The organism is Asanoa sp. NPDC050611 (assembly GCF_040654855.1).
In the GTDB taxonomy this organism is placed as follows: Bacteria; Actinomycetota; Actinomycetes; order Mycobacteriales; family Micromonosporaceae; genus Asanoa.
In genome coordinates this window covers 1-12,654 of sequence record NZ_JBFAIU010000017.1, presented here as the reverse complement: position 1 = coordinate 12,654, position 12,654 = coordinate 1, and the positions used below count along the sequence as shown (strand labels likewise).

Sequence of the window (12,654 nt, the reverse complement as noted above, 5' to 3'; positions counted from 1 at the left end):
CGACCGATGCGGGTACCGATTACCCCAGTCATAGCGTCCTCTCGACGATCGATCAACCGTCACAGAGGAGATTCGTCATGAGCAACAGTCGCACCGCCGTGCTGCCGGCCAACCGCCGGTCGGTCGCCGTCGCTCTCTGGGTGGCGCAAGCCGTGCTTGCCCTCCAGCTCGCTGTCGGTGGGGTCCTCAAGCTGATCGGCGACGCCGCCATGGTCGACCTGTTCACCGACATCGGTTCCGGCCAGTGGTTCCGCTACGCGGTCGGCCTGGTCGAGTTGGCCGGCGCCGTCGGTCTGCTGATCCCCCGACTCTGCGGGCTCGCCGCGCTCGGCGTGAGCGCGCTGCTGGTCGGCGCGACGGTCACCAACGTCGCGATCGGCGTCGCACCGTGGCTCCCCCTCGTCCTGCTGCTGGTGGCGGCCATCGTCGCGTACGCACGCCGGTCCGAGATCCGGGGGCGGCGATGAGCACCGACCGGGACCAGGCCCTCCGGAGCTTGGACGTCCTCGTCGGCAGCTGGCGGGTGTCCGGAACGGACGGCGGTGGGCAGGGGCACGTCACCTACCGGTGGATGGCGGGCGGCCGCTTCCTGATCCAGGACGTCGACCTCGCCGACGACGGCAACACCGCCAGTAAAGGTGTCGAGTACATCGGTTTCGACACCGACACCGGCACGCTGCGGTCGCACTTCTTCGGCCGGTCCGGCGAGATCCTCGAGTACACGTACGAGGTGGCTGGTGACACCCTCACGATCTGGTTCGGTGACCGCACCTCGCCGGCCAAGTTCGAAGGGGTGTTCAACGCCGACTTCACCGTCAACATCGGCCGGTGGGTTTGGCCTGGCGGCGGGTACGCGTCGACGATGGTCAAGGTGTAGCGCGCGAAAACCGGTCCGCCAGGTCGGTGCGCCTGGTGACGCCGAGCTTGGGATAGGCGCGGTATAGATGGTAGCCGATGGTGCGGGGGCTGAGGAACAGCCGGGCGGCGATGTCGCGGTTGCTCAGCCCGGCCGCCGCCAGCAGCACCACCTGGCGTTCCTGCGGGGTCAGCCGGGCCAGCGGATCGCGGTCGTGCGGCCGGGCCACCGGCCGGTCGCCGAGCGCGGCCAGCTCGGAGCGGGCCCGGGCGGCCCATGCCTCGGCGCCCAGCGACTCGAAGCCGGACAGGGCGCGGGCCAGGTAGGTGTGCGCCTCGGTCCGCCGGCGCTGCCGGCGCAGCCACTCGCCGAAGAGCAGAGCGGTGCGGGCATGGTCGTACGGCCGGCCGGCTTCGGATATCAGCGCGAGGGCGGCGTCGTAGTGGGCTTCAGGTTCGCCGCCGGCCGCGCACAGGGCATCGCAGCGCCGCACCAGCGCTGCCGCGTGCGGCTGATCGGCGTGCTCCGCCCAGTCGCGCAGTGCGGGCAGGAACCGGGTCGCCCGCGCGGGATCCCCGCCGCGTACGGCCGCCTCGACCTGGTCAGGGATCGCTCGCAGCAGGAAGTCGTGTCGGGCCGGACCGGCGCAGACCGCCTCGAGATGCTGCGCTGCCGCGGCGAAGCGCCCACGGCCGAGGTCGAGCAGACCCAGCGCCCAGGTGGCGAGGGCGGCGTTGGTGGGATGCCGGGACGCGGCGTGCCGCATCCGGCCCGCCATGGCCTCGCACGCGACCGCGTCACCCGCGACCGCCGCCAACCAGGCCGGGATGGCGGAAAGGATGACGGCCTGCGTGTCCTGGCCGAGGTCGGTCGACACGTCGAGGGCCTCGGCCACGACAGTCTCAGCCTCTCGGAACCGGCCGCGCAGCACCAGCGATATCGCGAGCGGCTCCTGGGCGTACGGCAGCCAGCCCAACGCGCCCTGCCGGCGCGTATCGGCGGCAAGGGCCTCCAGCACCTCCGTGGCGGGCTCGTCGTCCGCGACGATCAGCGCGACGTACCCGGCGAGCACCCGTTCCACGAACCCGTTGACCTGACCGCGTCGCGCGGCGTCGACCAGCGCCCGCATGCCGGTGACGGCGTCCTTCGTGCGACCGTCGAGGAGAAGCCGCAGGCCGACCATCCCGTCGATCACGGGCCGCAGTGCGGAGCCGGGCTCGAGCGTCACGGCACCCAGCAGGTCCGCGGACTCGCGGATCAGATCGAGCGCGCCGGCGTCCTTGGCACACCCGACGGCGTCGGTGAGGATCGACACCGCCTGCGCCGGATGGGATGCGACGATGGGCGAGGCGCCCCGCACCATCAGCGCCGCCGCCGCGACCGGGGAGTCGCGCTCGTAAGCGACCTGCGCCTGGATCCACGCGGCCTGCGCCCGCGTCGACCGGTCGACAGCGAGATCGACGCCGGCCGCCGACAAACTGGCCGCCCGGTCGAGATAGCCGGCGTCGTACGCCGCCCGTGCCGCGCCGACCAGCCGCCGGGCCTTGCGGTCCGGGTCGCCGCTGAGGGCGGCCGCCCGCTCCAGCGCGGCCGCCACGGCCGCCGATCCGCCCCGCTGTGCGGCCCGCCGCGCGGCGCCTTCGAGATCGGCGGCCACCGCCTCGTCGGGTCCGGTCGTCGCGGCGGCCAGATGCCACGCGCGGCGGTCGGCGGACGCGGGGCCGTCCAGGGTCGCGGCCAACGCCTTGTGCGCGGCGACGAGCCAGCCGCGGGTCGCGCCCCGGTAGGCCGCGGACCGGACGAGCGGATGCCGGAAGCTCATCGAGTCGGCGGTCAGCTCGACCAGCCGGGCGCGCTCCGCCGGCTCCAGGTCGGTCGCGGACAGGCCGAGCCGTTCGCCCGCCCGCACCACCACGGTGAGGTCGGCCGTGTCGTCCGCGGCCGCCACCACCAGCAAACGCTGCGTCGCCTCTGGCAGATCGCCGATGCGGGACTGGAATGCCTCCTGCACCTGTCGGGTCACCGGCAGCGGCTCGACCGGCGTCGACAACGCACGCCCGCTGCCCTTCCAGTCGACGAGGGCGGCCGCGAACTCGAGGATCGCGAGTGGGTTGCCGCCCGCCTCGGCCACGATGCGGGCCCGCGTCGGCGGGGCCAGAACCTTTGCCCGCTCGTCGAGAAGCGAGCCGGCGCTGGCCCGGTCGAGCGGCGGCAACGCCAGCACGTCGAGGCTCAGGGACGCGAAGCGCCCCGCCTCCTCGCGTACCGCAAAGAGCACGGCCACCGGCTCGCGCCGTAGCCGCCGGGCCGCGAACAGCAACGCGTCCGCGGAGGCCTGGTCGAACCATTGCGCGTCGTCGACGATGCACAGCATCGGTCGATCGCCGGCCAGCTCGGACAGCAGCGACAGCGTGGCCGCGCCGACCAGGAACCGCTCCCCGCCGCCGGCCGCGGTCAGGCCCATAGCGCTCCGCAGCGCCGCCGCCTGTGGCACGGGAAGCGCGTCCACCCGGTCCAGGTAGGCGTGGAACAGCAGGTGCAGACCCGCGAACGGCACCTCGATCTCCGACTCGATGCCCACACCGCGCAGCACCGACATGTCCGTCGCCGTCGCGGCGACCCGGTTCAGGAGTGCCGACTTGCCGATCCCGGCCTCGCCGCGGACAACCAGGGCACCACCGCATCCGGCGCGGGCGTCGGCCAGCAGCCGCTCCAGCCGGGCCATTTCCTCCGCCCGCCCGAGGATCACAGGTGAACAGTAGCAATGGACATCGCAGCAGCGTTGTTTGTGGATGGTGGACGTGCCCGTCATCGGAGTCTCGCTGCCGTCGAGCCTTGGAAGATTCGGCGCACCATGACTCGGGGGTCACCTGCGACGGGAGTCCCGAGTCCGCAAAATCAGGCCGATGCGGTCATCCGTTCGCCGCGGATTCGGTACGAACGCCGGCGCGGCGGGCTTTGTCGCGGCCGCACGCCGCGACGACGGTGGAGCCCAGCCCGGTGCGTTGGTAGAGGACCCGCCGTCCGCTGCGCCAGCAGGTGACCAGTCCGCCTCGACGCAGGATCGCAAGGTGGGAGCTGACGGTGGGTGGGCTCAGGCCGATCGTGCGGGCAAGATCAGTCGTTGACCGGGGCAGACGGAGAGTGACCAGAATTTCGGCGCGGGTGCGGCCGAGGAGCGCGCCGAGCGCGTCATCATCCTCCTCGGCGGTGGCGCTGTCGTCCTGCTGCCAGAGCGACCCGACGCCGCGGGCGGCGTATGTCAGGCTCGGATCACCGGCAAGGCCGAGCTCGATCCAGAGATGCGGCCAGATGAAAACGCACGGCACCAGCGTCAGACCGCCGCCATCGATTTCGCCCTCGGCGCGGCTGGCGATGCGGATCGCGTGCTCGTTCAGCTCGATCGACGGGTGCAGATCTTGCATGAGGTCCGCGATGCCACCCCGGGTCAGCCTGCCGACGCGGTAGGCGACATCGGCGTCAAGGCGCTGGGCGGCGAGGGCGGCTGGGCCGTCGAGTCCCCGCCGCTGACCGACCCCGCGGGTTACGCCTACCGGTTCACCGCGACGACCGGCGACGGGCGCGCGCAGACGACCGGCTGGTTCCGGGTCGCGCCGGCCGCGTGGACCGCGACGCCCGGCTTCGACGTCACGCTGACCGGCGGCGGCGACCACCTCGTCGACGGCTCGGTGGAGTGGCTGGTCAGCGCCGACGGCGTGCACCGCGCGCGGTTCGCGCTCGCCCTGCGCCCCGGCGACCACGTCGTCGGCTTCGGCGAGCGGTTCGACCACCTCGACCAGGCCGGACGGCGGCTCGACGCGGTGGTCTTCGAGCAGTACAAGGCGCAGGGCGCGCACGGCCGCACGTACCTGCCGATGCCCTTCGCCCATGTGGTCGGGGCGGACGGCAACGCCTGGGGCTTCCACGTGCGGACGAGCCGGCGCACCTGGTACGACGTCGGCGCCGACAGGCTCGTCGTGGAGGTGGCCCTCGGCGGCACCGCGGCCGAGAGCGTCGACCTCGGCGTCTACGCCGGCACCCCGACCCAGGTGCTCGGCGCGTTCCTCGACGAGGCGGGCCGGGCCGAGGAGCTGCCCGCGTGGGTGTTCCGGCTCTGGGCGTCGGGCAACGAGTGGAACACGCAGCGGATCGTGCTGGACCGGATGGACCGGCACCGCGATCTCGACATCCCGGTCGGCGCCGTCGTCATCGAGGCGTGGAGCGACGAGGAAGGCATCATGATCCCGCGGGACGCCGCGTACGCGCCGCGCGCCGACGGGTCGCCGTTCAAGGACGCCGACTTCACCTACCCGGCCGACGGCGCGTGGCCCGACCCGGCCGGAATGGTGAGGGAGCTGCACGACCGCGACATCAAGGTGCTGCTCTGGCAGATCCCGTTGCTGAAGACCGCGGAGTCCGAGCCGGGGCTGCACGCGCAGGTGCTCGCCGAGGGTGCCGCCATGGTCGACGGCGGGCACGCGGTGCGGGAGGCGGACGGCTCGCCGTACCTCAACCGCGGCTGGTGGTTCCCGAAGTCGCTGCTGCCGGACCTGTCGGTGCCCGCGACCCGGGAATGGTGGACCGCGAAGCGCGCGTACCTGGTCCGCGACTGGGACGTCGACGGTTTCAAGACCGACGGCGGCGAGCACGCGTGGGGACACGACCTGCGGTACGGCGACGGCAGCCGCGGCGACGAGGGCAACAACCGGTACCCGGTGCACTACGCCCGGGCGTTCGGCGACCTGCTCCGCGCGCACGGCAAGGCGCCGGTCACGTTCTCCCGCAGCGGGTTCACCGGCTCGCAGGCGCACGGCGTGTTCTGGGCCGGCGACGAGGACTCGACGTGGGAGGCGTTCCGCAACTCGGTGACCGCGGGGCTGACCGCGGCCGCCTGCGGCATCGTCTACTGGGGCTGGGACCTCGCCGGCTTCTCCGGGCCCGTGCCCGACGCCGAGCTCTACCTGCGTGCCGCCGCGGCGGCCACGTTCATGCCGATCATGCAGTACCACTCGGAGTTCAACCACCACCGGCTTCCGCTGCGGGACCGCACGCCCTGGCACGTCGCGGAGACCTCGGGCGACGACCGGGTCGTGCCGGTCTTCCGGCGGTACGCGCACCTGCGCGAACGCCTGGTCGACTACCTGGCGCGGGAGGCGGCCGCGACGATCGCCACCGACCGGCCCCTGATGCGCCCGCTCTTCTTCGACACGCCCGCGGACCCGCTGGTGTGGACCCGGCCGCGGCAGTGGCTGCTCGGCGCCGACCTGCTCGTCCACCCGGTCACCTCGCCGGGCGCGACCGACTGGTCCACCTACCTGCCGGCCGGCGACTGGGTCGACGTGTGGACCGGTTCGGCGTGCACCGGCGGCGCGGAACACCGGCGGGAGACCCCGATCGAGCTGATCCCGGTCTATTGCCGAGCGTCGGCCTGGCCCGGTCTCGCCGACGTCTTCTAGACGTGCGCTAGATCACCCGTCGAGACAGGACGCGAGTCCGGCTATTACAGTGCCCTTCGCGGTTAGGGCAGGCTTAGCTAAGGACTCGGGTGCGTCGACGTTTGGTGCTGCTGGCGGGGGCGGCTGTGCTCGTCCTGGCCGTGCTGGCCAGCCTCGCGGTGGGCAGCAACCCGCTGACCCCGGCGCAGGTCTGGCACGGGCTGCTGAGCAACGACGGCGGCACGGCGGCCAGCATCGTCCGGGAGCTGCGGGTGCCGCGCACGCTGCTCGGCCTCACCGTCGGCGCCGCGCTCGCCGCCGCCGGCGTGCTGCTGCAGGCACTGACCCGCAACCCGCTCGCCGAGCCACGGATCCTCGGTATCAGCGCCGGCGCCTCGCTCGGTGTCGTCGTGGCCATCACCCTGTTCGGCATCGGCTCGCTGGCCGGCTACGTCTGGTTCGGCATCCTCGGCGCTCTCGGCGCGGGCCTGCTGGTCTTCGGCGTCGCCGCGCGCACCCGCGACGGCGCCTCCCCGGTCACCCTGGCCCTGGTCGGCGCCGCGCTGGACGCCAGCCTCGGCGCGATCACCGCGGGCCTGCTCAGCGCCGACACCCGTACCTTCGAGGAGTTCCGGTTCTGGGTGGTCGGCGGGCTGACCGGCCGCGACTCGACGGTGGCCCTGCAGGTGCTGCCGTTCCTGCTGACCGGCCTCGTGCTCGCCGCGGTGGTGGCGCGCGGGCTCGACTCGCTCGCCCTCGGTGACGACGTCGCCCGTGGCCTGGGCACCCGGGTCGGGCTGACCAGGCTCGGCGGTGGCCTCGCGGCGGTGCTGCTGACCGGCGCCGGCGTCGCGGCGGCCGGGCCGATCGCGTTCGTCGGGCTGGCCGTGCCGCACCTGGCCCGCTACCTCGTCGGCACCGACCAGCGGTGGGTGCTCGCCACGTCGGTGCTGCTGGGCCCGACCCTGCTGCTGGCCGCCGACGTGATCGGCCGCGTCGTCGCGCTGCCGGGCGAGGTGTCCGCGGGCATCGTCACGGCCCTGATCGGCGCACCCCTGCTCGCCGTACTGGTCAACCGGGCCAAGGTGGTGTCGGCATGACCGTCGTCCGCGCCGGGAACGCCTCGTTCCTCGTCAAGCGCCGGGCCGTCGCCGTCTCGCTCGTGCTGCTGGCACTGCTCGTCGTCGCGCTGCTGCTCGCCGTCTCGCTGGGCAGGCCCTACGTCGCGCCAGGTGACGTGCTGCGGTCGCTGTCCGGCGCGGGGACGCCGTACGACGTCGTGGTGCAACGGCTCCGGCTCCCCCGCGCCGTGCTCGCGGTCGCCGTCGGCGTGCTGTTCGGCGTGGCCGGCGCGCTGATCCAGAGCGTCGCCCGCAACTCCCTGGCCAGCCCCGACATCATCGGCATCACCCAGGGCGCCGGCCTGGCCGCGACGATCGCCCTGACCAGCGGTGCGGCGGCCGCGGTGATCGCGCCCTCGGCTCTGGCCGGCGGCCTGCTCGCCGCCGCCGCGGTGCTCGCCCTCGGCGCCCGCCACGGCCTGGCCGCGAAACGGTTCGTGCTCGCCGGGGTCGCGGTCGCGATCGCGCTGCGGGCGCTCACCGAGATCGTCATGCTCACCGCGGAGCCGATCGACGGCCAGCGCGCGCACATCTGGCTCGTCGGCACACTGGCCGGCCGCGGCTGGACGGAGACCGCCTGGCTGACCGGCACCCTCGTCGTGCTGCTGCCCGTGCTGTTCTGGGCGGGCTGGGCGCTGCGCACCAGCTCGTTCGACGACGACACCGCGCGCGGGCTCGGCACCCGGCCCGTGGCGCGGCGGGTCGGCCTGGCCGCCGCCGGCGTGCTGCTCGCCGCGATGGTGACGGCCCAGGTCGGCGCCGTCGACTTCGTCGCGCTGGTCGCACCGCAGGTGGCCCGGCGGCTGGTCCGCGCCGAGCGCCCGCCGCTGGTGGCGGCCGGGCTCACCGGCGCGCTGCTCGTCGTGCTCGCCGACCTGGTCGGCCGGCTGCTGTTCGCACCGACACAACTGCCGGCGGGCGTGGTCACGGCCGCGATCGGCGGCCCGTACCTGCTGTTCCTGCTCGTCCGGAGGAAGTCGTGAAGCTGACCGCCCAGGACCTCGCCGCGGGCTACCAGGACCGCGCGGTCTTGCGCGGGCTCGACGTGGAGCTGCCGGACGGCGCGTTCACCGTGATCGTCGGCCCGAACGCCTGCGGCAAGTCCACACTGCTGCGTACGCTCGCCCGCCTGCTGCCCGCCCGGGCCGGCACCGTGCTGCTGGACGGCACCGACATCACCTCCCTGCCCACCCGCGAGGTGGCCCGCCGGCTCGGCGTGCTGCCGCAGAGCCCGCTCGTGCCCGAGGGCGTCACCGTCGAGGACCTCGTCGGCCGCGGCCGCCAGCCGCACCAGCGCTGGTGGCAGCAGTGGTCGGAGCGGGACACGGCCGCCGTCCGCGAGGCGATGACCCAGGCCGGCGTCGCGGAGCTGGCCGACCGGCCCGTCGACCAGCTCTCCGGCGGCCAGCGCCAGCGGGTCTGGATCGCCATGGCGCTCGCGCAGCAGACCGGCACGCTGCTGCTCGACGAGCCGACCACGTTCCTCGACCTCGCGCACCAGGTCGAGGTGCTCAACCTGCTGGGCCGGATGCGCGACGGCGGCCGCACCGTCGTCGCGGTCCTGCACGACCTCAACCAGGCCGCCCGCCACGCGGACCACCTCGTCGCGATGCGCGACGGCACCGTGGTCGCGGCCGGGCCACCCCGCGAGGTGGTCACCGCCGACCTGGTCCGCGACGTCTTCGGGCTCGACTGCGTGGTCGTGCCCTGCCCCGTGAGCGACGCACCGCTCGTCCTGCACACCTGATCGAAGGAAAGTCTGATGCGTAGAACCGCAACCCTGCTCGCCGGCCTGGCGCTGGCCGCCGCGGCGCTGACCGCCTGCTCCAGCGACCCGGTGGCGCCGGCCGCCGACGACGCCGGCACGCAGCAGATCACCCACGCGATGGGCACGAGCACGGTCCCGCTGCACCCGAAGAAGGTCGTCGTCCTCGACACGGACAAGATCGACACCGCGATCAGCCTCGGCATCACGCCCATCGGCGCGACGCAGCTGCCGGAGTACGACAAGCCACCGGCGTACCTCGGCGACCTGTCCGCCATGAAGGACGTCGGCGAGATCTCCGAGCCCGACCTGGAGGCGATCGCCGCCCTGCAGCCGGACCTGATCCTCGGCAGCAAGTTCCGCCAGGAGAAGTTCTACGACGAGCTGTCCGCGATCGCGCCGACCGTGTTCACGGACCGGGTCGGCATCACCTGGAAGGACAACTTCCTCCTCGACGGCAAGGCGCTCGGCCAGGAGCAGAAGGCCAAGGACCTGCTCGCCGGCTACGAGAAGCGGGCCAAGGAGCTGGGCGCGAAGATCCCGGACGCGGCGTCGCTCAAGGTGTCGGTCGTGCGGTTCATGCCGGCCGAGATCCGGGTGTACGGCCCGGACGGCTTCTCCGGCATCGTCCTCGGCGACGTCGGCCTGGGCCGCCCCGAGCGGCAGCTGCTGAAGGACAAGGACGACAAGCGGTTCGACAAGATCAGCCCGGAGCGCATCGCCGACCTCGACGGTGACGTCATGTTCGTGACCGCGCAGGGCCCCACCGCGCAGGCGCAGCAGAAGAAGGTCACCGACGGCCGGCTCTGGAAGGACCTGGGCGCGGTCAAGGCCGGCAAGGCCTGGGACGTGGACCCGGAGACCTGGATGACCGGCATCGGCGTGACCGCCGCCGACAAGATCCTGGACGACCTGGAGAGCCACCTGGCCGGCTGACCGTTCGCAGGCGCGCGGGTGAACCCCCGCGCGCCTGCGTCGTTCAGCGGCGCCCGCCGAACTCCCACTCGTGCACCTCGACGGCGGCGTACCGGTCCGCGGTGAGGACGGCGCGGGCCGTGGCCGCGTCGGGCGCCCGCACCAGGGCCGCCGTGCCGAGCCAGGCGACACCGTCGTCGGAGAGCAGCGGCCCGTACGCGATGAGATCGTCGCCGGGCGGCGGGGTGACGTCGACGGGCTCCCCCGCGCCGAGCCCCAGCACCAGCCAGCGGTTGCCGCCCGCGCGCCCGCCGGGGAACTCCCACATGGTGCGGCCCAGGGTGTTGCGCCACCGGCGGATCAGCACGTCGCGGTACGCGCCGGCCTGGTAGTTGGGCTCGTCGAAGGCGAACGCCCGGGCGGCGGCGGGGTCGGGCAGGTCGACGATGTGCACGCTGCCGGTGAGCACGTCGCCGTCGAACGTCGGCCCGCGGGCGACCAGCTCCCGCTCGAATCCGTCCATGTAGGACCAGTGTGCCTCGGTCAGCGCCTGGCGCAGGGCCAGCGAGCCGGGCCGGTCGCGGTGGTAACACAGGAACTCCACGGCCGTGACGCTATCTCGCGGCGGCGCGGGTGCGCTGGGTCAGCACGACGCAGGCCAGCACGACCAGGGCCGCGAGGATCGCCGACGGCGTGACGGTCTCGCCGAGCAGCAGGGCCGACCAGACCAGCGTGATCACCGGCTGGGCGAGCTGGATCTGGCCGACGCGGGCGATGCCACCCCGGGCCAGGCCCGCGTACCAGGCGAAGAACCCCAGGAACATGGACACCACGGCCAGGTAGGCGAACGACACCCACGCGTGGCCGTCCGCCCGCGGTGGGTCCGCGACCGCCGCGGCCAGCGTGACCGGCACGGTGACGGGCAGCGCCACCAGCAGCGCCCAGCAGATCGTGCGGGCACCGCCCAGCTCGCGGGCCAGCACGCCGCCCTCGGCGTACCCGAGCCCGCAGAGCACGACCGCGATCAGCAGGTAGAGGTCGGCCCACGAGAGCGCGCCGCGGACGGCCCCGCTGGCCCCCAGGAACGTGAGCACCGCGAGCAGTCCGCCGCCGGCCGCGACCCAGAACAGCCGCGGCGGGCGCTCGCCGGCCCGGAGCACCGCGAACACGGCGGTCATCGCGGGCAGCAGGGCGATGACCACGGCGCCGTGCGCGGAGGTCTGCGTGGTCAGGGCGAGAGAGCTGAACAGCGGGAAGCCGACGACGACGCCGAGCGCGACCACCGCGAGCCGCCGCCACTGGTCGCGGGTCGGCCGGGGTGCCCGGGTGGCCCGCAGGTAGACCCAGGCGAGCAGCGCCGCGCCGACGGCCCGGCCGAACGCGACGAACCACGGGTCGAGCTCCTGCACGGCGACCCGGGTGGTCGGCAGCGACATGCTGAACGCCAGGACGCCGAGGGCGCCGAGGACGAAGCCCGCCGCGTCGACCGTTACCGGCCGGACCGCAGTAGCGCTACTCTGTTCACTCATGAATGACGGTAACGCAGCCGGCCGCGTTATCCAAGATCTCCGGACCCTGGTCGCGGCCGCGGAGCCCGGGACCCGCCTGCCGTCGGTGCGCGAGCTGACCGCCCGGCACCAGGCCTCCCCCGTCACCGTCGCCGAGGCGGTCCGGCAGCTCGTGGCCCAGGGCGCGATCGAGACGCGGCCCGGCAAGGGGACCTTCGTGGCCGCGGCCGGGCGCGAACCGGTGCGGGCGCCGGACCTGTCGTGGCAGACCGTCGCGCTCGGCCCGCGCCGGCCGGGCGAGGCCGAGATGCAGGCGCTACTGGCGTTACCGCCGGCGGGCGCGATCCCGCTCTCGGGCGGCTACCTGGACCCGGAGCTGCAGCCGGTCGCGGCGCTCGGCAGCGCGCTCGCCCGGGCCGCGCGGCAGCCCGCGGCGTGGCAGCGCGGGCCGGCCGAGGGCCATCCGGACCTGCGCGCCTGGTTCGCCCGCGAGGCCGGCACCGGCCTGCGCGCCGACGACCTGGTGATCTGCCCCGGCGGGCAGGCGGCGCTGTCGACGGCCCTGCGCGCGCTGAGCTCGCCGGGCGACACGGTGCTCGTCGAGTCGCCGACCTACCTGGGCGCCCTGGCCGCCGCCGACGCGGCCGGCCTGCGGGTCGTGCCGGTGCCCGTCGACGGTGACGGGGTCCGCCCCGACCAGCTCGCCGCCGCGTTCGCCCGCACCGGCGCGCGGCTGTTCTACTGCCAGCCGCTCTACGCCAACCCGCACGGCGCGACGCTGGCGGCGGAACGGCGCACGGCGGTCGCCGCGGCCGTGCACGACGCGGGAGCGTTCCTGATCGAGGACGACTTCGCCCGTGACCTCGCGATCGACGGCTCTCCCCCGCCACCGCTGGCGGCCGACGACCCGGACGGGCACGTCGTCTACCTCCGCTCGCTGACCAAGCCGGCCTCGCCCGGGCTGAGGTTGGCGCGAATCGGCGTCAGGCTCCCGATCGTCAGCGTTGCGCCGTCCGCCGTTTTCACGGTGCCGTCGACGAAGGTCCGCTTCCCC

Annotated in this window: 12 protein-coding genes; 8 read left to right on the top strand and 4 right to left on the bottom strand. The window is 73.9% G+C overall.

The window, feature by feature from the left end; translation table 11 throughout:
• The first annotated feature begins 77 nt into the window (after positions 1–77).
• Entirely contained in the window at positions 78–467 is a 390-nt protein-coding gene (locus AB0H87_RS04860) for a DoxX family protein (protein ID WP_360139706.1), read from the top strand.
• On the top strand, positions 464–877 hold the full coding sequence (locus AB0H87_RS04855) for a hypothetical protein (protein ID WP_360139703.1): 414 nt from the start codon (positions 464–466) through the stop codon (positions 875–877). The genes AB0H87_RS04860 and AB0H87_RS04855 overlap by 4 nt, the downstream gene beginning before the upstream one ends.
• On the opposite strand, the gene AB0H87_RS04850 is transcribed toward AB0H87_RS04855, so the two are convergent.
• Complete coding sequence (locus AB0H87_RS04850) at positions 867–3,605, bottom strand: AAA family ATPase (RefSeq protein ID WP_360139700.1); 2,739 nt, start codon at positions 3,603–3,605, stop codon at positions 867–869. The two genes, AB0H87_RS04855 and AB0H87_RS04850, sit on opposite strands and share 11 nt — an antisense overlap.
• Before the next feature lie 163 nt (positions 3,606–3,768).
• Positions 3,769–4,281, bottom strand: a complete 513-nt coding sequence (locus AB0H87_RS04845) for a winged helix-turn-helix domain-containing protein (RefSeq protein ID WP_360139697.1) — start codon at positions 4,279–4,281, stop codon at positions 3,769–3,771.
• Here AB0H87_RS04845 and AB0H87_RS04840 point away from each other — a divergent pair.
• The 5 genes from AB0H87_RS04840 (at position 4,267) to AB0H87_RS04820 (ending at position 10,113) form a co-directional block, all read left to right on the top strand.
• Positions 4,267–6,312: a TIM-barrel domain-containing protein gene (locus AB0H87_RS04840; protein ID WP_360139694.1), complete on the top strand. Its 2,046-nt coding sequence runs from the start codon at positions 4,267–4,269 to the stop codon at positions 6,310–6,312. The genes AB0H87_RS04845 and AB0H87_RS04840 overlap by 15 nt on opposite strands.
• Positions 6,313–6,401: 89 nt before the next feature.
• Complete coding sequence (locus tag AB0H87_RS04835; RefSeq protein WP_360139691.1) at positions 6,402–7,391, top strand: iron ABC transporter permease; 990 nt, start codon at positions 6,402–6,404, stop codon at positions 7,389–7,391.
• A complete protein-coding gene (locus tag AB0H87_RS04830) occupies positions 7,388–8,395 on the top strand; it encodes an iron ABC transporter permease (protein ID WP_360139687.1) in 1,008 nt (335 codons plus the stop codon). The genes AB0H87_RS04835 and AB0H87_RS04830 overlap by 4 nt, the downstream gene beginning before the upstream one ends.
• The gene (locus AB0H87_RS04825) at positions 8,392–9,159 is read left to right on the top strand and encodes an ABC transporter ATP-binding protein (protein ID WP_360139684.1); all 768 of its coding nucleotides are present in this window, start codon (positions 8,392–8,394) and stop codon (positions 9,157–9,159) included. The genes AB0H87_RS04830 and AB0H87_RS04825 overlap by 4 nt, the downstream gene beginning before the upstream one ends.
• Before the next feature lie 15 nt (positions 9,160–9,174).
• On the top strand, positions 9,175–10,113 hold the full coding sequence (locus tag AB0H87_RS04820) for an iron-siderophore ABC transporter substrate-binding protein (protein WP_360139681.1): 939 nt from the start codon (positions 9,175–9,177) through the stop codon (positions 10,111–10,113).
• A gap of 43 nt (positions 10,114–10,156) precedes the next feature.
• Here AB0H87_RS04820 and AB0H87_RS04815 read toward each other — a convergent pair whose 3' ends face one another.
• Both AB0H87_RS04815 and AB0H87_RS04810 read right to left on the bottom strand, forming a co-directional pair.
• Positions 10,157–10,696 (bottom strand): YciI family protein, encoded by a 540-nt coding sequence (locus tag AB0H87_RS04815; RefSeq protein WP_360139678.1) that lies wholly within the window; start codon positions 10,694–10,696, stop codon positions 10,157–10,159.
• Between the two features lie 10 nt (positions 10,697–10,706).
• Complete coding sequence (locus AB0H87_RS04810; protein ID WP_360139675.1) at positions 10,707–11,621, bottom strand: DMT family transporter; 915 nt, start codon at positions 11,619–11,621, stop codon at positions 10,707–10,709.
• Between AB0H87_RS04810 and AB0H87_RS04805 the strand changes: the two genes are divergently transcribed.
• A partial coding sequence (locus AB0H87_RS04805) for a PLP-dependent aminotransferase family protein (protein ID WP_360139672.1) occupies positions 11,620–12,654 on the top strand: 1,035 nt, incomplete at its 3' end. The genes AB0H87_RS04810 and AB0H87_RS04805 overlap by 2 nt on opposite strands.